Raw genomic sequence first — 22,642 nt, 5'->3', positions numbered from 1 at the left:
GGCCATGGCAGCGGCAGCGTCAGTGACCTCCCGGACCACACCGATCCCGGGCCTGCTGGTCTTCGGGCTGCCCGTGCACGGCGATCAGCGGGGGTGGTTCAAGGAGAACTGGAACCGGAGCAGCATGGGCGCCCTCGGCCTCCCGGATTTCGGTCCCGTCCAGAACAACATTTCTTTCAACGCCCGCCGCGGAACTACCCGGGGAATCCATGCCGAGCCGTGGGACAAGTTCATCTCCTTGGCATCCGGAAAGATATTCGGGGCATGGGTGGACCTGCGGGAGGGGCCTTCCTTCGGGGCAGTGTTCCACTGCGAGATGACGCCCGGGGACGCGGTGTTCGTGCCCAGGGGCGTCGGAAATGCGTTCCAGACCCTCGAGGACAACACTGCGTACACCTACCTTGTCAACGACCATTGGAGCGCCGGCGCGCAGGATGAATACACCTTCCTGAATCTGGCGGACCCCCACGCCGCTGTACCTTGGCCCCTGCCATTGAACCAAGCCACCCTGTCCGAGCAGGACAAAAATCATCCCCGCCTTGAATCCGTGGTCCCGGTGAAACCCCGCCGAATCCTGGTTCCAGGGGCCAACGGGCAGTTGGGCAGGGCACTCCGGGAGGCTTTCGCCGACGCCGATTACGTCGACTTCGCCACCCGGGATGAATTCGACGTAACTGACGAAGACGCCTACCGGAGCATTCCCTGGCGCAAGTACTCCACCATCATCAACGCCACGGCCTTCACTGGCGTCGACGCGGCGGAGACAGCGGCGGGACGGATCGCTGCGTGGAGGGTCAACGCAGGCGCCGTATCCCGCCTGGCGAGAACCGCCGTCGAACATTCCCTGACTTTGGTCCACGTCTCCAGCGACTACGTTTTTGACGGCTCGGCGGAGATCCATACAGAGGATGAGCCGCCGAGTCCGCTCGGCGTGTACGGGCAAAGCAAGGCCGCCGGTGACACAGCCGTGGCAGCCATTCCAAGGCACTACATTGTGCGAAGCAGCTGGGTGGTTGGCGACGGGCCGAATTTCGTGCGGACGATGGCACAACTGGCTGAACGGGGCGTGCGGCCCTCCGTGGTGGACGACCAGTGGGGACGGCTGACATTCGCGGCCGATATTGCTGCCGGCATCAAGCATCTGCTGGCGTCGGGCGCCCCCTACGGCACGTACAACCTCAGCGGTGGAGGGGAACCGAAATCGTGGGCCGGGATTGCCCGTGAGGTGTACCGGCTGTGCGGTTCGGACCCGGACATGGTGGTGCCTGTGAGCACTGAGCAGTATTCCAAACCCGGTACGGCACCCCGCCCGCGCAACAGCACCTTGGCTCTGTCAAAGATCGAGGCTTCCGGATTTGTTCCGGCGCCCGTGGAATCACGGCTTGCCGGCTATCTCATGGATCACGCAACGGATCGCACAACTTCCTTCAAGGACTCCGGCCGAATTGGACAAAGAAGCGAAACATGAAGGCTCGCTACACGACGTTGGCGTTGCTGGCCATCATGCTCGCGTTGTGGTCATTCACCGCAACCGGAAGCTCAAACTGCTTGAACAACAAAGAACGGGTTGCGGGCTGCACCTATGAGGCGCAACCGCAGAGTTCAGGCTCAACCACATCACCCTCCGGCTCAACAGGAACCCCCTTGGAGCTTCCCCGGATCCCTTGGGAGGGCGGACCTGATTTCTGGAAGAAGTTCGCGGTGGCAGAAGCTGCGGGTTGGAGCGACCCCGCGTTCTTTCCGATCATGCTGTGGTACGGCTCCCCCGGAAATGACGAACAGTTGGCGTTCGACAAGGCTTTGGGCATCAACACTTATGTCCATGGCAATCCCGACTCCCCAAGTGCCGGGATCCAATCCCACGGCATGTATACCTTGTTTGCCCCCAAGGACGCGCCTGCGGGTTGGGCCAATCAAGTAGGTACGCTCTTGGACGACGAAGTAGACGGGCGGTATGGCACGGCCGAAGGCCTGGCCCACATGGAAAAGTTGGCTGCGCAATACGATCCCGCTGTGACCGGACGCTTTACCTATGCGAATTGGACATCAGGCATCGTTAGCTATGACGTGGCCATGACCGTGTCAGTGAATTACTACAACACAGCAACCGTAAACTCCGTGGATCAGTACTTCTACGCTGTACCGCAATGTGATTGGCCAGCAAGCCAACTCCGCTGGCGTACACCGTCCGGTCACAACCCAATTGACCAAACCAATTGCCGGACGGCTTCAAGCTACGGAAAAATCATGTCCCTGCAGCAGGAGATCAATCAGGCGCGGAACATCCAAGGGCCGCTGTGGGCACTTCCTGCCGTTATTAGCACGGGCGGGTCCACCGGTGGATACAAACAGATCGGTCCAGAGCAAGTTAGGGCGCAAGTCTGGTCATCAATTATTCACGAGGCCAGGGGTATCGTGTGGTTTTCGCAGTCGCCGGACCAGCAGGACGTCAACGACTGCATCAGCGGTGACGCCTTCCAGGACGCACGGGTTCACGCCACGCCGTGCCTGAAGGACCAAGTAGCCGCAGCGGGTGAGGTTAACGCTGAAGTCCGGATGCTGGCGCCTGTGCTCAATACACAGTCATATGTCTGGGATTTTGGACCGGGTACGGACACCATGCTGAAGGTAAAAGATCAAAGCGCCTATATCTTCGCCATGACTGATGATGGCGGAGTCGGCGAGAGAACCTTCACGCTTCCTTCCGGTCTGGCAGGAAGCGTTGTGGAAGTGCTGAACGAGAACCGTACCCTTCCTGTAAAGAACGGAACCTTCTCTGACCGCTTTGACAACGAATTCACCCATCACATTTACCGGATCGGACTCTGAGCCCGGGTGCGCCGGCACTTTCCCTGAAACTCTGGTGCGGCGCGTTGAACCGGCCTAGAGTGTCCCTACGGCAACCTCCACCCGTGGGGCCGGGAGACAACTCAAGTAACCAAATGGTGAGGCAGCACCCGCTGCCCCGCTGATCCAAGGCAGTGCAGCAGCTACGGATCGGCGGGAAATCGTTCTGTCTTGAGTTGGACGCCTCGGTGGAAGACTCTGAGTCTGGAGAAAGCCGGTCATGCTGCAGCCAAAGCCCTTTCTTTCCTGGGGTCTATTCCATGTCCTGGAGGCCCGCCACGCCAAGCCAAGCGACCACGGGATACGGTACGGGACTCGGGCGGGCCGGTTTGGGAGTTCCCGCGACAGGACGGTTGGAGCTGAACCTGCTGACAGTCCCCAACTGGATCTGGGTGGTGTACCCGTACGGCTCCTGCAATTCGAGGATGCGCTGCGGACCATCCTGGATAGGTGCGCGTCTGCCGGGACCAAGCCGTTGGCAGTCTGCTCTGCGAATCTTGACCACATCCGGCACTTCGGTTCGGGAAGTCGTTGGTCGCAAACCTTGGAGGTGCCCACGATCGACTGGTTGACCCTCATCGACGGGGCCCCCTTGGCCAACGAGGCAGAACGGATCACAGGTGCGCCGTGGCCCCGGCTCGCTGGCAGCGACCTCATCGGACCCCTGCTGGACGAGGCAGAAGAGCGGGGATTGCGGGTGGGCTTACTGGGCGGTTCAGATGATGCCCAACAAATGATCCAAGAGCGTTTTTCGGCAGAGCGGCCCGGATTGACCGTTGTTGGTTGGTGGGCGCCGGAGCGGCCGGTTCTCGGTGCACCCCCGAAGTCGGTCGAACTTGCCGCAGAGATCGCTGCCTGCTCCCCGGATATCCTCATCGTGTGTCTGGGGAAACCCCGCCAGGAACTGTGGATCAGGGAATACGGCCATCTCACAGGCGCCAAGGTCTTGCTTGCATTCGGAGCAGTCGTAGATTTCCTTGCCGGCCGTATCCGGCGGGCTCCCGCATGGGTTTCGGATCACAGCCTTGAATGGGCATGGCGACTCATGTTGGAGCCCCGCCGGCTTGCGCGGCGGTACCTGGTAGACGGGCCTGAGGCTTACTTGCGGCTTCGGAGCGACAGCAGACCTATGACCGCGCCTGCCGTGTTCCCGACATCGGATGCTCACAAGCCCACGGACGGGAACCGGGCGCCTGCAGCCCGGCATACTCCGGGTAGATTCGCTTCAGCAACGGAAGATGCGGATGTCGCCGTCATTGTCGTGACGTACAACAGTGCAGGCGATGTTGGTCCTCTGGTTGCGAGCCTGCGGGAAGAGACCACTGTGCACACCATCAAAGTGGTAGTGGCTGATAATTCACCTGACCGCCGGACCATGGCTGCCCTCGCCGAGTTCGACGACGTCATCACCCGCAGCACGGGCGGCAACTTTGGATATGCGGGCGGCATCAATGCCGCGATGCGCGCCGCCGGGCCGGCCGACGCGTTCCTCATCCTGAATCCTGACCTGCGCGTCGCGCCGGGGGCTATTGCGGCCATGCGGCGTCGGATGGCTTCTTCCGGGGCCGGCGTCGTGGTACCCGTCCTCGTGGACTATGACGGGAGCATCTACCCGTCGCTGCGTCGGGAGCCAGGGGTGCTGCGAGCGCTGGGCGACGCAGCGTTGGGAAGCAGGATGGTTGCCCGTCCGGGGTGGTTCAGCGAGATCGATTTCGATGACGAGAGCTATCAGTTTGCGCATCGTGTGGATTGGGCGACGGGGGCGGCCTTGTTGATCGATTCGATGGTGGCAGGGCGGGTGGGTGCTTGGGATGAGCAGTTCTTCCTGTATTCGGAGGAAACGGATTACTGCCACCGTGTCCGCGATGCGGGGTATTCGATTTGGTTCGAGCCCGCCGCAATGATGTGGCATGAACGGGGTGGTTCAGGAACGTCACCGCAGTTAACGGCATTGATGTCCGTTAATCGTGTGAGGTATGCGGAGAAATATTTCGGTACTTTGCGCTTGGCCGCGTTCCGGGCCGCTGTCCTTGCAGCCGAAGTGGCGCGGCTTAATAAGCCGGGGCATCGCGAAGCTGCGCGTGCGCTTCTTACGCCACGGTGGCGGGCGTCCCTGCCGCACGCTACGTCATCGAAGGTGTGCTGCGTGGAAGCTCCACCTTCAGGCACGGTGATCATTCCCGCACATAATGAAGCAGCTGTGATTGCACGGACCCTGGAATCGTTGAGCGAGGTAATGGCCTGGGGCACCGTGGACGTGATAGTGGCATGCAACGGTTGTACTGACGGGACAGAGGCCATAGCCGAAAGATTTGCCGGCGTGCGTGTGCTGCGGGTGGAAGCAGCGTCCAAAGCGGCCGCGCTCAACGCCGCTGACAGCGTGGCCCATCAGTGGCCGAGACTCTATCTCGACGCCGATATCGAGGCTGGCGCTGCGGCGGTTGCGGATGTCTTGAGAACGCTGCGGAAGGGGCCGTTCCTGGCGGCACGCCCTGCATTCCGCTACGACGCCAGGGGGGCTTCCCCATGGGTGAGGTCCTACTACCGGGCACGGATGCGGATTCCGGGAAGTTCGCAGGCATTGTGGGGTGCGGGGGCGTATGCCTTGAACGAATCCGGCCATGAGCGTCTTGGGACGTTCCCTTCCTTGACGGGTGATGACTACTACGTTGATGGATTGTTTGCTGCCGATGAAAAGACGGTATTGAGTACGGAACCGGTGGTGGTGAGGACTCCGAGGACAGCTTCCGCGTTGTTGGCCGTTCTTTGTCGAACGTATCGGGGCAATGCTGAGCAAAACCCGTCGGGTGGGAGTCCTTCGTCACTGCGGACGCTGCGTCAATTATTTGGCTCGGTCCGCAGTCCCCTGGCCGCTGCTGATGCTGTTATTTATGCCATCTTTGCGGCTGTTGGGCGCCACCGTGCCTTTCGCTCCCGTACCAAGCCGGTTGCGTGGGAGCGGGACAACAGCAGCCGCTGAGTTGCTAACCTTCGGGCGCGATTCTGTAAAGGGCGCCCGCGGTTCCGAGAAGCACGAACATCAGGCCGGCCGCCATAGGGAAAGACAGCGCATCGAAGAAGCCATAGGCGATGCCTGCCGCGACTATTGAGGCGAGCATTGCCTGGCTCGTCTGGCGCAGAGAATCGTCCCCCGCCATACGCCGCGCGCGTGAGGCACAGTATGCTCCTGCTGCGATGAGTCCGAGGAAGGCGGCCAGTCCGGCTATGCCGAGCTCAACGAGTAGGCCAAGGTACTGGTTGTCAACGATGACGTAGGCGGGAAGGAAGGTGCCGAACCCGCGGCCCATGAAAAGGTGCTGACTGATCATCCCGAAAGCAGTGGAGTAGCCGTTTGTGCGGGAGCTGATGCTGGGGTCGTTGGTTCCTACCGTGAAGAGGCCAAAGAGTGTCCCAAGCATTCCGGGTGATGCCACGTAAATGATCGCCACCAGTAGGGCAACCAGCATGATCGCCGACCGGCGGATTGCCTTGGGCCATACGAAGAGCAGGACGATGAACGCCGCAGTCATGCAAATCAGGGCTGCACGCGAAACGGACAGCATGGCGGCAACTGCGATGAGGCCAACGGGCATCCACCACAGGTTCCTGCGTTTCCCGGACTCCGTCAGGGCCAGCGTGATCGCCAGCGGTAGCGAGGTGGACAGAACCACACCGTACTCGAGCGGATGTACGGCCATGCCGGCCGCACGGATGAATCCGCCTCGGGAATCAATGTTGGCCAGTTCCGAACTCAGGCTCAGCCCCGGGATACGTATCCAGTCAATGAGGGATGAGCCGGTCGCTGATTGCAGGAGCCCCAGTGCGGCTGTCAGTCCGCCGACGACAGCGACGCAACGGATGACGGAACGTACGTTTTCCCGGGTCCGTAATCCGTCGACAGCCACCAGCAGCACGCCGGCCCAGCCCGCCAGCCTGAGCAAGCCCGCATCGGCAGGGCTGGCTTCAGTGTCGGGGAGTCCACGCAGCATGGCGAAGGCATAGCTGGCCAGGGCAACGAGAAGGAAGACCGTCAGAGCCACCCTGAGGGGGTGACGCCGGGTTGTTGTGGGTGTGACGCGTGTGAACTGGTGGAGTACCCACCAGCCGAACCCGGCGAGCGCGAACAGATTGCTGGGCCGACCGATGGATCCCAACGAGGAGATCACCAGATTCGATGGCAGAGCACACGTGAGGAGAATGTAGATGGTGAGGAAGGCGGTCGCGTCGGAGGCTCCGGGGCTCGATCCCCGAAGGCCCTCCCGGCGGAGCAGCGCGTTAACCCGGAACATGGGCTGGCCTCCTGCGACGGACAGTTCTGGCGCGGGAGTTTTTTGCCAGCATGCCGTCGGTAACTACTGCTGCGATCGTTGAAAGTGCAATGGACAACCCGATCCAGGTAACCGCGCCTTTGAGTCGGTTGATCTGACTGCCTCCGCCGAAGACAACTTCGGGGCTTGCCGGGGAAGTCAGCGTGGTGATGAGGTCATGGGTGACTCCGACTACTTCCTGGAGTTCGCGTGTTGCAGAGTTGATGGAGTCGACTACTTCATTGAGGACAGCCTGCACCTTCAGGGCGCTCGAATCCACAACCTGCACTGAGAGTACCGGCCAGCGGAAGCTCTTGGCCCATTGGCCTCCGCTGTTGAGCAGGTTCACGGAGTATCCCTGGCGAATTCCTGCGCCGTAGAGGGTGCCACTCGACAAGCTGAGGTCAACGGACCGGGAGTTGTAGTTGACACGCCGCTCGACCATGGCAGCGAAATCCACCAAGGATGAGTAGTCGTCTCCGGGAATCCAGTAAGCAGGTTTCCTGTCGGGCGCAATGAAGCTGACTTCGGCCTTGGTCCAGTAGACGGGTTCTGCTGACCTGATGGCGCCCAGGGAGGCCAGGCCAATGACCAGGCCGAAAGCGACGATGTACCAACGTCGGCAGAGTATGTGAAACAGGCTGGTCACCACCATGGTTATCCTGGCCTCTGCGTGGTGTGCAGCGTTGTGGCAGCGGTGGCCTGATCGTCACTCTCCAGGTCCGGAGCCGGGCGGTCTCCCACGGTAACAAGGGCTGGAAGCGTCTCCTCACCTGCGGTGTCGGGAGTGGTTTGTTCTCCATCGGCCATCCCTGTTTTCCGGCGTTTGGATGGTTTGCCCATGCGCTTTGGCGAGTCAGCGGGGTCGGTTGCTTCCCGCTTCTCCAGCCTCTTGGTCCTCCGCCTCAACAGCAGGCTGTCGAGTAGTACGGTCGTGATGAGAGTGAGGGCTGCGCCCCCGGCGCCTGCGACGAGGAGCATCTGTGTCCGAGCCTTGGCTTCGGGTATGGCAGTGCGGTCCTCGAGGAGCTTCATAACCGAGATGCGGGACGCATCCGGTACGCCGAGTACGTCCTGAAGTTCGTTCAGTGCGACAGGCACCTGATCGACCACCGTCCCCAGGATCTTCATCGTTTGGTCGGAAGCATCAGATGAGGCGGTGATCACCAGTATTGCTCCGCTCGTGCCACGGTCGGGTGCTGCGGTGTAAGTGTCCGTGCCGGTTTCCAAGCGGATCTTTTCTTTGAACTCTTCTGAGGACATCTTGCGTGTCAGAATGTCCAGGGCTTCATTCATGCCACCGAGGCCCAGGTAGGGGTTGCCACGTTCGCCAACACTCTGCACGGAAGGTAGCAGCACCAAGCTGGCTTGTGCCTTGTAGGTGTTGGGCGTGCTCGACTGCAGGACGAAGCATCCCGCGGCTGTCAGGGCCAGCCCCACCAAGAGGATGTACCACCGGCGAAAAATGCTGGATATAACGTTCCTGACTTGCATGTCCCGCTCCCCGCTACTTGGATTTGCCGATGGGGCGTTGCCTCGGCCCTTGGACCATGGACAGCGTCTTTGTCGCGCTTGCCATGAGGGTTTTTACGCGGTCTATGCCTTCAGTGCCCAGCACCGCGATAGTGGCTGTTTTTGCGGTGGCCCGGAGGCCCTCGCGCAGTGCACGCGCCGGTGAACCGTACAGACGATCCCGGAGGATATCCCTGCGGTCCGGCGCGGGTATGTCTGCCAGGAGACCAGGGAATGCAGTCCGGAAAGGTGCCGGTGACACTCTGCGGCCACGGATCCTGTTGCTGACGTTGTGCTCATGGATTACCTGCAGCCAGGCCGGGTCGCCGCGTAGGGTCCGCACGTCCAGGGATCGGCCCAGTTGGTTATGCCAGGCAGCCCAGCATGTGAGTGCTGCCGGCCACGGGGCGCTGACCGAACAAAAGGCATTCCTCGTGTCGCGTCGCAGGTAAACCGCATCCCGGCTCTTCACGACACCTGTTGCCAGGTATATGGCAGTTGCGGAGCTGACGGTGGCTGCGTCCTGCACGCGCTGCACAAAATCACATGACAGGGCATCGTCATTGTCCAGATTGGTTGTTAGCAGGAGGGGGCGGTGGCTGCTGACCGTTTCCTTGATGTCGGAGAGGAGTTCTTCAGGAGAGACTTCCGTTCGGAAGATAGGCCTGAAGGTGTTCTTCGCATTCAACTCTTCGATCCGTCGGAGCAGCCACTCGGGACTCTCGGGGTCAAAGTAGATGATCCAGTCGAAGTCCCTGTTGGTCTGACGCTGCACTGAGGGAAGGCAATACCGTTCAAAGAGGTTGATTCTTTCTTTGAGCCAGCCATCCTGGGCACGGACGAGGCTTTCGAAACCCTTTGAAGGGAGATTGAAGCGAGTGAGGATTACATGCGTCGTCATCACGGATTGACCGCTCGCAGCGTGGCTACTCATGGTGTCCTTCCCTGTCATATGCGGGTAGTTTGTCCTCGGTGGAAGCGCTCAGAAGTTTTCGCAGTGCACCAGCCCGCGAACTCCATGAGTTCTCCAGCGCAAGATGCCGCATCTCCTCGACTTCTTCAGGGCTTGGCCGCGTGCCCAGGCGCTCCTTCACCAGGGCCACGAAATGCGCGGGGTTGCCTGCAATTGCCAAGGAACTGCATTTCACAGCATGGGATGAGGGCAGATCAGTGGTCACTACGGGCAATCCGGCCGAGAGGTACTCGAGGGTCTTCAAGGGAAAACTGGAGCGATTGAAATCCGTGTCTGAGTAAGGGGTGAGGCCAACGGATGCGGTCAGCAGCAGCTTGCGCACCTCTTCCCGAGGGACGGCACCGCGCCAGTCCACGTTGTCGTGCTTGATCAATGCGTCCAAGCGGTGACCGACAACCGGGCTGGACTCAGATCTGGGACCTACGATCATCAGTGGGATTCCCGCGTTGGCCACAGATTCCAAAATGTCCAGGTCCAAGCGTTCATTGAGCTGACCTACGAGCACTGCAACCGGGTTTGGATCGGTTTGGCCCCGATCACCGTCCGGCCTCTGGCAACCATTCGGGAGAACTTGCACGGGGCGTCCGGCGAACCCCGATATTTTTGCCGCCAATCCCTCGGATACAGCTGTGACGACGTCGGCTTCCCGCAGATTGCGTTCAAGCGCGGCCCGAAGCAATGCCGGCGTGAAACCTATGAGTTCCGCGGCAGCCAGCCAGTCGTCTGTTATATGCAACACTTTGGGCGTCCGCGTCCCCGTGGGGAAGCTGACTATCGGTGAAGAATTAACCACAGCCTGAATGGCCCGTGGCGATCGTAGCAGGGCAGCCTGCATACACTTCTGCCCGATCCAGCCGGTGAGCGAGTGGCCCAACCTGCTGCTGAACAGCGGAGGCGCCGGAAGGCGGAGGCGTTCTATGACAGGGGCGACCTTCTCCGTGCTGCCGGCCAGGCTGGCGCGGGCTGCTGATCTCACGTCCGGAAAACGGAAAATGGGCGCAGGCTGGTCAACCCACAGGACGGGCGAGGCTTCAGCCAGCGCCTCTGCCAGCAGCCGGTCCGTTCCCGGGATGCCGTCCCATCGGCCGCCGGAGATGTACATGATGGCCCCGGTCATGGCCTGGACACCGCTGGAACGTGTATGTGCGCAGCAGCGACGGGCCGGGCATTGAAGTCGTCCGTGGCGGCCCGGCCCGTCAGTCGTTGCCAGCGCCTGCCGGCGACGTAGGAGCAGTACCGTGCAAAAGCGACCGCCTCCGCACGTGCGGCCTCGGCTGCCCCGGGGCGGGAGACGGTGAACTGCCCGTACAACTCCACTTGGCGTTCGGCGGCGCCGCTCAAGGAGAACCTGTCCTCAACCACATTCCGCCCAAGCGACCCCAACGCCCGTCGGAGGTCCGGGTCGTCGAACAGGCGGGTCAGGATAGCCGTAAGGGCCGGAATGCCTTCCCCGGTGGTGCCCGGACCGGAGCCATACCAGCCTTGCCAGAGGAACGTCGGCAACGTCTCCGGGGTGAGGAGCTCCCAGAAGCCCTGCTCCCCCTGCACTACCAGTGGCTTTCCAAACGCCAGCCCCCGCAGCGCCGAACCCCCCATGCCCAACACCACATCGGCGGCGGCGTAGGCGGGTCGGGGATCGGCCAGTTCACCGGTGAGGATCACAAGCCTGCGGCCCGCGTCGTCGTTGATGCGGCGGGCATGGTGGTGCACTATCTCGGCAGCCGGCCCCGAGCCCGCAATAATGAGCCGCACGGGCCACTCCCGGGAAAGAGCCCGTACAGACTCCATCGCTGCCAGTATTCCTTCCAGCTTCAGCTCCTGAGCCAAGCGCGTAACGCACACGACGGCCAAAGCGTCATCGCCCAATCCCCAGTGGCTGCGGAAAGTGCCGCCGCCGACAGTTGCCGCACTGACTGTTGCCACACTGTTGACGGAGGTGTCAACCGGCGGTTCCATGAGCGCCACACGGCGGCGTCCGGCGGCGGTCTCCACCTGGCGGATCTGTTCCGTGCCGACCACCAAGTGCATTGTGTACGGAATGAACGGCGCCACAGCCATGGACATGACCGTGGACACGGCCGTCGTGCCCGGGACGAGCCTGGCGGCGGCCAGGCATTCCAAAGCGGGCGGCCATTCGTAACCGTGGAGCACCTCGATCCTGCGCTCGCGGACGGTCTTTGCCAGGGCGCGGACAACACGGGGAGAAGGACGCTTGCCCGGCAGGGGCGCCTCCACGTAGTCCAGGCCGAGTTCCGTCGCGTGCCGCACCAAAGCCCCCGGCTGGCCAAACAGCACCACGTCGTGTCCCAAAGCCTGAACGGCGGCACCAAGTTCGATCGCGTTAAGCTGGCTGCCACCCAGCCCAAGGTCGTGGGGGTAGATCAGGATCCTCATGCCATTGCCTCCTCACGTCCCCTGCCCCAACGGCGCACGTCCCGCAGCTCGGCGCGCTTGAGGGCCAGGGTGGCGGCGATCGCAACCAAGCCGATTCCGGATCCGGCGAGGACCGCCACAACCGGCGAGCGCAGTTCCTGCGCAGCAAGGAAGGACCCCGCTCCGGTCACGACGGCGGCCCCCACCGGAAGTGCCAGGCGTCCGGCCATGTCCTTGGTCCGGACCCCTGCCCGCCGCAGGGTGCGCAGGTACATCGGGGTGGTCACCGCCACGGCAACCGCGAAGGGTGCAGCGGCAAGCCCGGGCATTCCGCCCCATGCAGCGCCCGCGATGAGGGCTGGAATCAGGGCCACCAGAGCTGCCGCCTGCACGTTGAAGATGGACATCGAAAGGCCAAGGACCACCAAGTAGTCATAGAGCAGTTCATGGATGATCCGCAGCGCAGCCAGCGGAGCCAACCACACCAGGGCCAGGCCCGCCGGTGCCCAGGCATCCCCGTACACGAAGGTCACCAGGGCCACGGAGCATCCCATCATGACCGCGCAGACCGGAAGGAGCACGGCCGAAAGGACGCCCAGCAGGGACAGCAACGCGGCACGCATGTCCTCCGGTCTGTCCTGCAGCCTGGCGAACGTGGCCGGAGCGACACTGCGCAGGGGCTGCGACAGGAGGGCCGCCGGCCAGCCCGCCATGTTGAACGCCATGACGTACAGGCCCAGGGTCACCGAACCGAGCATGTTGCCGGCCGCGAACTGGTCCACGTAGCCCACCCCGAAAGCCACCAGGCTGGCACCTGCCAGGGGCAGCCCGAACAGGAGGAGTTCCTTGGCTGATTTCGCGGAAAACCCGAAACGGAAAGGCAACGGGGAGAAGGCCACGAACAAGATCCCCGACACGACGCTTGCCGCCACGCGCCCCACGGCAAGGCTCATTGCGCCCATGCCGGCGATCACCAAGGCAAGGGATACCCCTGCCCCCAGCCACACGTTGACCTGGTCCACGGCCATGCGTTGGCCTTGCCGGAAATACCGTTGCAGCAAGGCAGCAGGGGTTGCCACCAGACCGTTGAGGACGATGCAGGCGGCCATGACACGCACAACGTCAGTCGCGGCGGGGTTCCCCATTGCTGAGGCAAAGTACGGCGCAGCGAAGTAAGTAGCGGCAAAAAGGATGACACTGCATCCCGTGGAAATGGTGGTGACCGTTGCAGCGATGGCCTTTGGATCCCCGGGCCAGCGGACTATGGCAAGGCTGACGCCCAGTTCGTTGAAGCTCAACACGGCAATAAGTGCCACGAAGGCCACCGCGTACGTGCCGAACTCAGCAGGACCCAGCAAACGGGCAAGGGCGATGCCAATGCCGATGGTTCCCAAGCGGGTCACGAACGCGTTGATGACACCAAGCCCGAACGCCTTTGATGGCGTGGGCCGGCCCCGCGTCGCGGACTGCTTGGAAAGGGTCACAAGATCCCCTCCAGCGCCGGAAAGTTGCCCCTTCGGATCACCCTTGCCGGCACGCCGGCCCAAGTCTCCTCGTCGGGAACATCACTGAGGACGGCGGCGCCCATGCCGATGGTCGCTCCCGCACCGACGGAACGGCGCTCGCGGACACTGGCGTTCATCCCAAGGTACGCTCCGCGTCCTATGCGGACGTTCCCGCCAAGTGACACACCGGCAGCGAAGGTGGCGAAGTCGCCCACCACGTCGTCGTGCGTGAAAGTAACCCCGGGCATGGCCACGACATGGTTTCCCAGGGTCACCGATGCTGTCATGGTGACGTGGGCCAGGATGATGCTTCCGTGCCCGATTTTGCAGCCTTCAGGAACGTGGACCGAGGTATCGATCGCCGTGGCGTACCGGTCCTCGGACAATCCGAGGGCGCGCAGGCGCATCACCACGCTTTCGCGGCCGATCCCGGAGCCTATGCAGACGAGGAGTTTGGCGTGGGGAAACTTCAAAGCGTCACGGATCGGTCCCAGCACATGGGCGCCGTCCACCACGCGCCCGAGTTTGTCCTCGTCGTCGTCGAGGATGCCGATGATGTCGAACGGGCCACTGCTGCGCACCATGGCCAGCACTTCGCGGGCCAGGCCGCTCGCGGCGATGAGGAGGAGCTCGCTCATCGTCCCCGCCCCGCTGCCCTGAGGATTGAATCGATAACCCGCAACTGGTCGCCCAGGGTCAGCTGGTGGTAGAGCGGGAGGATCAGCGTGTGGTCGGTCAGCCATTCCGTGGCGTCCAGGGTGGCGCTGCCGGTGTCCCGGGCGGAGTAGGCGGGCTGCCGGTGGGCGGCCATGATGCCGCGGCGGGCAGAGATCCCGTCACCTGCCAGGTGCGCCATCAGGTCATCGCGGCCCAGCGGGAAGGCTTCACCGACCTCCAGCCAGCATGACTGGTAGTTGCCGGTGCCGTAACCGGGGTCGCCCACCAGCCTGAGTCCCTCAACGTCGGCAAACGCATCGGCGTAGTTCGCCGCAAGATGACGACGGCGGGCTACCGCAGCGTGCAGGCGCCCCAGCTGGACCAGCCCGACGGCGGCCTGGAGGTCGGTCATGCGGTAGTTGTAACCGATCTCGAGGTATTCCTCCGCGGGTGCGAGCAGGCTCGCGTGCCGTTCAGCCGCGGAGACGCTCATGGCATGTTCGCGCAGCCGCCGCGCCCGGCCGGCGAGTTCTTCGTTCGGGGTGGAGAGCATGCCACCTTCCCCCGTGGTCAGGATCTTGCGCGGATGGAACGACCACGCAGCCAGCTCCGCTCCGGCCCCCACCGGCCTACCGCGGTACAGGGAGCCGATGGCGCAGGCCGCATCCTCGATCACCGTGATACCCAGCGGGTCGCACAACGCCCGGAGGGGTTCCAGGTCCACTGGAACGCCGCCTTGGTCCACGGCGATGACCGCCCGGGTTTCAGGGGTCAGGGCGGCGGCGACTGTCCCGGCCGTCACGCAACCGGTTACGCGGTCGACGTCGGCGAACACCGGACGCGCGCCCACGTACGACGGCGCGTTGGCCGTGGCGATGAAGGAGAAGGAGGGAACCACCACGTCCTGGCCCGGTCCCACCCCGGCTACGGCGAGCGCAAGATGCAGCGCCGAAGTGCAGTTTGAGACGGCAACTGCACACGCAACGTGCTGTTCCCCGGCGAACGCTTCTTCGAACTCCCGCACCTTGGGGCCTTGTGCCACCCATCCGGAGGCGATGACTTCCGCGACGGCCCGGGCTTCTTCTTCGCCGAGCCACGGTTTCATCACATCGATGCGTGCCACCGCCGCCTCAACACCGGAAGTGGTCATGGGGCCACCGCCTGTGCGGCGTCGGGGCGGGCAACGTGCCGGGCCGCGGCGATCTCTTCGCGCAGGGGCCGCCACCATTGGACCAGGGAACGCAGCCCGTCCTCCAACCCGACCGCGGCCTCGAAACCCAGGTCCCGCCGCGCCGTCGTGACATCTGCCAACCGGCGGACCACGCCGTTGACCGCCCGTTCGGGGCCGTGCTCCACATGAAGGGGCGATTCCATGACCCGCAGCAACGTCCGGGCCAGTTCGGCCAGGCTCGTCTCCGTCCCGCTGGCCACGTTGTAGACCCCTTCGGTGACGTCACTCGCCGCTGCCAGGACGTTTGCCCGCGCTACGTCTGCCGTGTGGATGAAGTCCATGGTCTGTTGACCGCTGCCGAAGATGAGCGGCGGCATACCGTCCACAATCCGTTCCATCCAACGGACCAGCACCTCGGTGTACAGGCCGTGGACGTCCATCCTGGGCCCGTAGACGTTGAAGTAGCGCAACAACACGTAATCCAGGCCGGACATCGCCCGGAAGCTGCGTGCCATCCCTTCGTTGAAGGACTTCGCCGCTCCGTAAAAGGTGTCGTTGTTGTGGTGGTGGTGCCTTTCGGGGGTGGGGAATTCCTCGGCCATCCCGTACACGGAAGCGCTTGAGGCGGCGATGAGCTTTCCCACGTTGTGCTCGGCAGCGGCTTCGAAGACGTTGAAGCTGCCGTCCACCAGGACTTCGAGCGCAAGCCGGGGTTCCTCTGCGCACTGGGTGATGCGGATGGCGGCCTGATGGAAGACCACGTCCTTATCCTTGGTCAGATCATGCACCAAATCCCGGTCACGCAAGTCCCCCTCGACCAGCCTGACCCGGCCCGAGGCGAGTGCGTCGTCAAGGTTTGCCCGGCGCCCGCGAACCAGGTTGTCGAGGACGTCCACGTGCGCCGCACCGGCGTCGAGCAACTGGTCCACCAAGGTGGAGCCGATGGTCCCGGCTCCCCCGGTCACCAGCGCCGTAGCGCCGAGCAGGGCATTCATTGGGAAACCTGCAAGGAAGCGTCGTTACCTGCCACGACGGCGGACTGACCGTCGGTGCCGAGGCTGCGGGTTACCGCTTCGAGCACGGACAGCACCCTGAGCCCCGATTCGCCGCTGGTGCGTGGTGTTGTCCGGTTGCGGATGGACGCGGCAAGTTCAGCGACCACTTGGGTGAGCGGTTCACGTTCCTGCAGCGCCGGGGACCAGGTGTCTCCCAGCCGGTAGGAGATGGCGCTCGCCTTCTTGTCCGCGGTGGAGCGGGGCTGGTGTTCCAGGCTGACCCCGCGATCGTAAACGCTGATCCGCTGCTGCGGGTTCAAGTCGTCCCATACCAGTGTCCGCTTGGAGCCGCCGATGATCATCTGGCGGATCTTGGTGGGGCTGAGCCAGTTCACGTGGATGTGCACCATCGCATCGTTGGGTAGGCCGAAGGTCAGGTGTCCCACGCAGTCCCTGCCGGTTCCGAGGGGGTCTGCGCCGTGGGCCGATATTTCCGTGGGGTGCAGTCCGCCGGGCAGGACAAAGTCCAGGATGGAGAGATCATGCGGGGCCAGGTCCCAAAATACGTTCACATCAGGTTGCACCAGGCCCAAATTGATCCGTACGGAGTCCACGTAGAGGATGTCCCCCAAGGCCCCGCTGGAGACGAGCTCCTGGATCTTCAGGACCGCCGGGGTGAAGCAGTACGTGTGGTCCGCCATGAGCACCAGTCCGCGGGACCTGGCTTCTTCCACCATTTCCAGGCCCTTGCTGCGGCTGTCAGCGAGCGGCTTCTCCACCAGGACATGCTTTCCCGCACGCAGCGCCGTCATCACTACGCCGTGATGGGTGTGCGCCGGTGTCGCCACGGCAACGGCGTCGAGGTTGTAGGTGTCCAGCAGTTCGTCCAAGGATTCGACGACGGCCACGCCGCCTACCGTTTCGGCCAGCCGCAGGCCCCGGTCGACGTCCAGGTCGCAGATCGCCACGAGTTCCCAGTCGGGGCTGGCTTTGAGGTTCCGGGCCAGATTGGGTCCCCAGTAGCCCGCTCCGACGACGGCGATCCGCAGCTTGGGCAGCAGGGCGCGGCCGTTCAGGTGGCCTGAGGGAATGGTTCTCATGCTCATTTTCCACTCGGATTCTGTGATGGTGACTCGGATAGGGAGGTGTCAGTAGGCCCCGGACGGTTGCATCATCGCCCGGAAGGTCCGCCACATGATGATCAGGTCGCCCGCGATGGACCAGTTCTCCACGTAGTAGAGGTCCAGACGGACCGCCTCTTCCCAGGGGAGGTCGGACCGGCCGTTGATTTGCCATAAGCCTGTGATGCCGGGCTTGATCAGCAGCCTGCGGTGGGTGTGTTGTTCGTAGCCGTCCACTTCGCGGAGCAGGGGCGGGCGCGGGCCTACGAGGCTCATGGAACCGGTGAGGACGTTCCAGAACTGCGGCAATTCATCCAGGGAGTACTTGCGCATCCACCGCCCGCACTTGGTGATGCGGGGGTCGTTCCGGAGTTTGAACAGCACCCCGGCCCCTTCGTCCTGCGCGGTGAGCTCAGCCAGCCGTTCCTCGGCATTGACCACCATGGAACGGAACTTGAGCATCTTGAAGGTTGTGCCGCGCTTGCCGATCCGCTCCTGCCGGAACAGCACGGGGCCGGCGCTGTCCGCTTTCACGATCATCGCCAGGACCAGAAGCAACGGTGCCAGCGCCAGGAGCGCCATCGTGGCGATGCAAATATCCATGAGCCGCTTCAGGGTGTGCTTTCCCCCCGAATAGTGCGGGATATCCACGTGCATCAGCGGTAGGCCTTCCACCGGGCGCCAGTGGATCCTTGGGCCGGCCACGTTGGTCAGGGTGGCCGCGAGGACCAGTTCGGCGGCATCTTCTTCGAGCCGCCAGCCGAGTTCCCGGATGAACTGGTTTCCGCCCGGCACCGGTCCTGCCACGATGACCGCATTTGCCCCGGTCTGGTGGACGGTGTGCGCGACGCCATAGATGGAGGAAAGGACCGGCACCCGCACTGCGTCCACTACCAGCGATGCCCCGCGACGCGCTCCCGGAAGGCACGCGCCAACTATGTCATAGGGCGCACAGGACCTGCGGTTGATCTGCTTGATGACATACCGCACGTCCTCCGGTTCGCCGACGACGACGGCGCGGGACAGGCAAAGGCCCCTCGCCTTTTGGCGTCCCAGCCAGCGCCGGAACGCCCACCGGCTCAACGACAGCATGGTGACGCCCAGGGGCAGGGAAACGAGAACGAACGTGCTCGCGGATTCGATTCTGAGCACCAGTGCCGCCACGGCCAGGAAACCGAAGACCCTGAGGCTCGCGGAGATGACGCGTTTGTACTCTTCGGCGCCGATCCCCAGCACCTTGGGGTCCCGGGTGCGGTAGGCCTCAAGGGCCCCTATCCACGCCAAGGCAATCACGAGGGCCAGGACAGTTTGACGGGTGCTTCCCTGGCCTGCAGCGGTGAGAGCGAGTCGGTCGGTGTTGATGAGGTAACCGGCAAAGACCGCTGCGGATACCAGCGTGCTGTCGGCGAAACGAAGGGTGTTGACCAGCATCCGGGTCCACGAACCACGGTCACGGGGTGGAGCTTCGCCTATGGTCATCCGGTGGGTGACTGGCGGGACGAGGTCAGGGGTGACATCCGTCCTCGGCGCCGCCAGCCCCGCCTTTTCGGTCCGCTGTGCAGCAACGGACCCGCCAATCCAGGGAGACGCCGGCGGATTGACGTGGTCGGCAACAGACTGTTCGGCGAAAGCTCTTCCACCGTGGTGGGCATCCACGGTGCGGCGTAGTGCTCCCTTGCTTTGACGCAAGACTGGAACTCGTACCATGGAAGCCTTCTTCGCAAACTCTGCCAATTGCCTACCACCCAGTGAAGCCACGCGGTGTCGGGGGCGCACCAGTAGTCAGTACTCAACTTTGCTCAGTTTTCCCTCAGGGCCTACTCGCGGGTACACCCCTGCGGTACTCAGTACGGTGCGGTGGGACACTTGGTATTCGAAGCCGGTTTGCGCCCGTTTTCAGGCTCCCGCCGGTACAAAGCGGCTGATGGACAGCACAAAAACGGCCACCCTTTGGGGGTGGCCGTTGTGGAAACTGAGTTACTCTTCCAGACTCTCCAGGTCTTCATCGAGGACTTCGTCGTCGTCCTCTTCATCATCGTCGAAGACCTGGAGGGGAGTAACCTCGGAATAGGCCTCGTACAGCGCATCCTCGTACACTTCGAAGGCGTCGGCGACGGCGAAGAATGCGGCCTCGACGGTGGGATCACCTTCCCCGCGACGGGCGGAAGCCGCCGCCAGATGTTCCTCAAGGGCGGCGGTCAGTGACTGCAATGCGACACGCGGATCGATGGTCATGACTTCACGTTAGCCGGAAAAGGACCAAAATGGAGAGGGATGAAGGAACAATTTAGGGGCGTCTCCGTAGAGCGCCAACGTGACTATGCACGTCAGTACGAATACCTCGTACTGACGATAGGTCCTGAGGATTCCTTGCCCGAGGCCCGCCGCCGGCTCGCGGAACACTCTGAGTACGGCAAGTGGGAATTGGAACGCAGCCGCCTCTACATGGGCGGAAGCAGGCGCTTCTGGCTGCGCCGCAAGGTTTACTCCGTTCAACGGACGGTGTAGCTGCCCGGCTCAGGCCTCCAAGGGGCCCAGCCACGCGCTGGCCACCGTGTTATGCGCCGACTCGTCATTGGACGGGTGGAAGATCCCGGCCAGGACGTCGCGGTAAAGCCGTTCAAGTTCGGAGCCGCGGAAGTAGCTTGAACCACCCGAGACCCTGATGGCCAGGTCCACCACGTAGCGGGCGTTTTCCGTGGCCCGGGACTTCAGGCCAACAAGCTTGGGAAACCATTGCGGACCGTGGTCCACCATCCGGTCCACGTCCCGCGTGATGGCGGACAACTGGGGCAGCATCCCGTCCATCGCCATGGCAGCGTCGGCAATCTTCCACCGGATATCCGGGTCCTGGGCGAAGCTGCGTCCACCGTACTTCGCCGAGACACGGCGCTTCACGTTATCAACGGCCAGGGCGAAGGCGCGCTCGGCCAGTCCGGTGTAGACGGCAGCCAGCAGCGTTTCGAAGCACGCAAAGATGGCGAAGATCAGCAGGTCTTTATTCGGCCCGACGGGAAGCTTGCGGAAGATCCTCTCTGCCGGGATCACCGCGTCGGTGAGCAACGTCGTGTTGGACGCGCTGGCACGCATGCCCAGGGTGTTCCAGTCGTCCAAGGTTTCATGCCCGGGCTCGTCGCGGCGGAGGAAACCGAAGACCAGCTCGCCCTCCCCGTTGCGTGCGTCCGCATCTTTGCCGAACGTCCCCAGCCGGGTCCAGCCGCGTGACAGGCTGGTGAAAATCTTCCGCCCCGTGAAGCTGTAGCTGCCATCAGGCAACGGCCTCGCCACGGTACCGGAGTCGAACAGCATGGAGTCGTTGCCGGCCTCCGAAATCCCGAAGGCAAAGATCTCGCCCTGCCCGGCGTCCTTCAGGACGAAGTCCAGCGAATCGTCGCCGCGTGCGGACATGGCACGCGCGACGCCGGTCCACACCAGGTGCATGTTCACCGCCAGCGCCGTGGCCGGGGCCGCCGTTGCGAGCCGGCGCTGAAGCTCCGCCACCGCTTCGAGGCCCAGTCCCCTGCCGCCGTCGGCCTCGGGAACAAAGACTTTCAGGTAGCCGGCGTCGGCGAGGTCCTGGAGGTCTTCGTGGAAGAATCGGTTCTCCTGGTCGTAGCCGGCCGCGCGGCTCCTCAGCCGCTCCAGCAGTTCCTCAGGAAGGATGTCTTCCGGTGCCATGCCTGTCTCCCCTGTCTGCGCGTGCTTCACGGTGCCTAGTAGTTGGTGAGGAGACGGTTGAGGACCCGTGCACCGAACTTGAGGGAGTCCGCGGGAACGCGTTCATCCACCCCATGGAACATGCCCGTGAAGTCCAGCTCGTCGGGGAGCATCAGGGGCGCAAAGCCGTACCCCGTGATCCCGATCTTGCTGAGCGACTTGTTATCCGTCCCGCCCGAGAGGGTGTAGGGCAGGACCTTCGCTCCGGGATCTTCGGAGTGGAGGGCATCGATCATCGAATCCACCAGGTTGCCCGCGAACGGAACCTCAAGGGAGATGTCCTTGTTGTCGTAGCTGATCTCGATCCCGTCGCCGGCGAGCTCCTTGATGATGTCGAAAACCTTTTCCTGCTGGCCCGGCAGTGTCCGGCAATCAATGAAGGCCTCAGCGGACTCGGGGATGACGTTGTGCTTGTAGCCGGACCGCAGCAGTGTGGGGTTTGACGTGTTCTGCAGCGTCGCGCCGACAAAACGCGCAACGGTTCCGAGTTCCTTGAGGAGGATGTCGGGGTTGTCCGGGTCGAACTCGACGCCGGTCAGTTCGGTAACACCGTCCAGGAACTGCCTGGTGGTGGGCGTCAACTCGATGGGCCACTGGTACTCGCCAATCCGGGTGACGGCGGCCGCCAGCCGGGTGACAGCGTTGTCGGTGTTGATCTGCGAGCCGTGGCCTGCCCGGCCATGGGCCACAAGGCGCAACCAGGACAGTCCCTTTTCCGCGGTCTGCAGGAGATAGGTGCGCTGCCCGCCAATGGTGGCGGAGAATCCGCCGACTTCGGAAATGGCTTCGGTGGCGCCGTCGAAGAGTTCGCGACGATGTTCGACGGCGTAGCGCGCGCCGTAGGTGCCGCCGGCCTCCTCGTCGGCGAAGAAGGCGAAGATGATGTCACGCTTCGGTTTGCGGCCGGTTCGGGCGAAATCACGCAGGACCGAAAGGATCATGGCATCCATATCCTTCATGTCCACCGCGCCGCGGCCCCAGATGAGGCCGTCCTTCAGCTCGCCGCTGAATGGATCCACGGTCCACTGCTCTTTCATGGCCGGCACCACGTCCAGGTGACCGTGGACGACCAACGCGTCAGCTGAGGGATCTTCGCCGGCCATGCGGGTCACTACGTTGGCGCGGCCCGGAGCGGACTCGAAGATTTCAACATCCAGTCCGACGTCGCTGATGAGCGCTGCCGTGTATTCGGCGGCGGCCCGCTCACCCGGACCACTGCCATCTCCGAAGTTGGACGAATCGATGCGAATGAGCTCCTGGCAAATCCGGACAACTTCGTCTTCGGGGCGGATGACAGACATGGATATTCTCCTTGCGTGGCTGGGCTTGCAGGTGAGGCGGACAGGCAGTGCGGGTTCCGCTGCTGCTGCGTCCCCTACCTCAGCCTACTCACCGGAGCCGTGAACCGGGACCGGAAAAGTCCGTCCGGGTAGCAAAGGAACGCCCGGCGGTTTTAGCCTTCTC

At 63.2% G+C, this 22,642-nt stretch carries 19 protein-coding genes; 4 read left to right on the top strand and 15 right to left on the bottom strand.

Features of this window, described 5'->3' with window-relative positions; all coding sequences use genetic code 11:
- The first annotated feature begins 4 nt into the window (after window positions 1-4).
- The 3 genes from RI444_RS11815 (at window position 5) to RI444_RS11805 (ending at window position 5,827) form a co-directional block, all read left to right on the top strand.
- Complete coding sequence (locus RI444_RS11815; protein ID WP_207604799.1) at window positions 5-1,468, top strand: sugar nucleotide-binding protein; 1,464 nt, start codon at window positions 5-7, stop codon at window positions 1,466-1,468.
- The gene (locus RI444_RS11810) at window positions 1,465-2,829 is read left to right on the top strand and encodes a hypothetical protein (RefSeq protein WP_021470478.1); all 1,365 of its coding nucleotides are present in this window, start codon (window positions 1,465-1,467) and stop codon (window positions 2,827-2,829) included. The genes RI444_RS11815 and RI444_RS11810 overlap by 4 nt, the downstream gene beginning before the upstream one ends.
- 568 nt (window positions 2,830-3,397) lie before the next feature.
- Window positions 3,398-5,827 (top strand): WecB/TagA/CpsF family glycosyltransferase, encoded by a 2,430-nt coding sequence (locus RI444_RS11805; protein ID WP_242703098.1) that lies wholly within the window; start codon window positions 3,398-3,400, stop codon window positions 5,825-5,827.
- A gap of 4 nt (window positions 5,828-5,831) precedes the next feature.
- Here RI444_RS11805 and RI444_RS11800 read toward each other — a convergent pair whose 3' ends face one another.
- The 13 genes from RI444_RS11800 to RI444_RS11740 all read right to left on the bottom strand — a co-directional run bounded on the left by RI444_RS11800 (window position 5,832) and on the right by RI444_RS11740 (window position 19,696).
- Entirely contained in the window at window positions 5,832-7,136 is a 1,305-nt protein-coding gene (locus RI444_RS11800) for an O-antigen ligase family protein (protein ID WP_021470476.1), read from the bottom strand.
- Window positions 7,123-7,809 (bottom strand): hypothetical protein, encoded by a 687-nt coding sequence (locus RI444_RS11795; RefSeq protein WP_242703097.1) that lies wholly within the window; start codon window positions 7,807-7,809, stop codon window positions 7,123-7,125. Before RI444_RS11795 ends, RI444_RS11800 begins: the two co-directional genes overlap by 14 nt.
- A gap of 2 nt (window positions 7,810-7,811) precedes the next feature.
- Window positions 7,812-8,648, bottom strand: coding sequence for a hypothetical protein (locus tag RI444_RS11790; RefSeq protein ID WP_069694419.1), 837 nt, complete (start codon window positions 8,646-8,648; stop codon window positions 7,812-7,814).
- A gap of 13 nt (window positions 8,649-8,661) precedes the next feature.
- A complete protein-coding gene (locus RI444_RS11785; protein WP_242703096.1) occupies window positions 8,662-9,600 on the bottom strand; it encodes a glycosyltransferase in 939 nt (312 codons plus the stop codon).
- Complete coding sequence (locus RI444_RS11780) at window positions 9,593-10,756, bottom strand: glycosyltransferase (RefSeq protein ID WP_207604798.1); 1,164 nt, start codon at window positions 10,754-10,756, stop codon at window positions 9,593-9,595. Before RI444_RS11780 ends, RI444_RS11785 begins: the two co-directional genes overlap by 8 nt.
- Window positions 10,753-12,033, bottom strand: a complete 1,281-nt coding sequence (locus RI444_RS11775) for a glycosyltransferase family 4 protein (RefSeq protein WP_207604797.1) — start codon at window positions 12,031-12,033, stop codon at window positions 10,753-10,755. The genes RI444_RS11780 and RI444_RS11775 overlap by 4 nt, the downstream gene beginning before the upstream one ends.
- Complete coding sequence (locus tag RI444_RS11770) at window positions 12,030-13,496, bottom strand: oligosaccharide flippase family protein (RefSeq protein WP_021470470.1); 1,467 nt, start codon at window positions 13,494-13,496, stop codon at window positions 12,030-12,032. Before RI444_RS11770 ends, RI444_RS11775 begins: the two co-directional genes overlap by 4 nt.
- Complete coding sequence (locus RI444_RS11765) at window positions 13,493-14,155, bottom strand: acetyltransferase (RefSeq protein WP_207604796.1); 663 nt, start codon at window positions 14,153-14,155, stop codon at window positions 13,493-13,495. Before RI444_RS11765 ends, RI444_RS11770 begins: the two co-directional genes overlap by 4 nt.
- Window positions 14,152-15,324 carry a DegT/DnrJ/EryC1/StrS family aminotransferase gene (locus RI444_RS11760; RefSeq protein WP_207604795.1) on the bottom strand — a complete coding sequence of 391 codons (1,173 nt, stop codon included), beginning with the start codon at window positions 15,322-15,324 and terminating at the stop codon, window positions 14,152-14,154. Before RI444_RS11760 ends, RI444_RS11765 begins: the two co-directional genes overlap by 4 nt.
- Complete coding sequence (locus RI444_RS11755) at window positions 15,321-16,340, bottom strand: NAD-dependent epimerase/dehydratase family protein (protein WP_201433265.1); 1,020 nt, start codon at window positions 16,338-16,340, stop codon at window positions 15,321-15,323. Before RI444_RS11755 ends, RI444_RS11760 begins: the two co-directional genes overlap by 4 nt.
- Complete coding sequence (locus RI444_RS11750) at window positions 16,337-17,446, bottom strand: Gfo/Idh/MocA family protein (protein ID WP_031215933.1); 1,110 nt, start codon at window positions 17,444-17,446, stop codon at window positions 16,337-16,339. Before RI444_RS11750 ends, RI444_RS11755 begins: the two co-directional genes overlap by 4 nt.
- Window positions 17,447-17,488: 42 nt before the next feature.
- The gene (locus tag RI444_RS11745; RefSeq protein ID WP_069694412.1) at window positions 17,489-19,168 is read right to left on the bottom strand and encodes a sugar transferase; all 1,680 of its coding nucleotides are present in this window, start codon (window positions 19,166-19,168) and stop codon (window positions 17,489-17,491) included.
- A 270-nt stretch (window positions 19,169-19,438) separates the two neighbouring features.
- Window positions 19,439-19,696, bottom strand: a complete 258-nt coding sequence (locus tag RI444_RS11740; RefSeq protein ID WP_021470464.1) for a hypothetical protein — start codon at window positions 19,694-19,696, stop codon at window positions 19,439-19,441.
- A 39-nt stretch (window positions 19,697-19,735) separates the two neighbouring features.
- On the opposite strand from RI444_RS11740, the gene RI444_RS11735 reads away from it, so the two are divergent.
- Window positions 19,736-19,969, top strand: a complete 234-nt coding sequence (locus RI444_RS11735; protein ID WP_021470463.1) for a DUF5703 family protein — start codon at window positions 19,736-19,738, stop codon at window positions 19,967-19,969.
- Between the two features lie 9 nt (window positions 19,970-19,978).
- Here RI444_RS11735 and RI444_RS11730 read toward each other — a convergent pair whose 3' ends face one another.
- Window positions 19,979-21,139: an acyl-CoA dehydrogenase family protein gene (locus RI444_RS11730; RefSeq protein ID WP_207604794.1), complete on the bottom strand. Its 1,161-nt coding sequence runs from the start codon at window positions 21,137-21,139 to the stop codon at window positions 19,979-19,981.
- Between the two features lie 35 nt (window positions 21,140-21,174).
- The gene (locus RI444_RS11725) at window positions 21,175-22,479 is read right to left on the bottom strand and encodes a M20/M25/M40 family metallo-hydrolase (protein ID WP_166184298.1); all 1,305 of its coding nucleotides are present in this window, start codon (window positions 22,477-22,479) and stop codon (window positions 21,175-21,177) included.
- Between the last annotated feature and the right edge of the window lie 163 nt (window positions 22,480-22,642).

The sequence above is a fragment of the Paenarthrobacter sp. AT5 genome (assembly GCF_032764245.1).
Lineage (GTDB): Bacteria > Actinomycetota > Actinomycetes > Actinomycetales > Micrococcaceae > Arthrobacter > Arthrobacter ureafaciens.
Note: the sequence above shows the minus strand (reverse complement) of the source record. Positions and strands in the feature narration are given on the sequence as shown.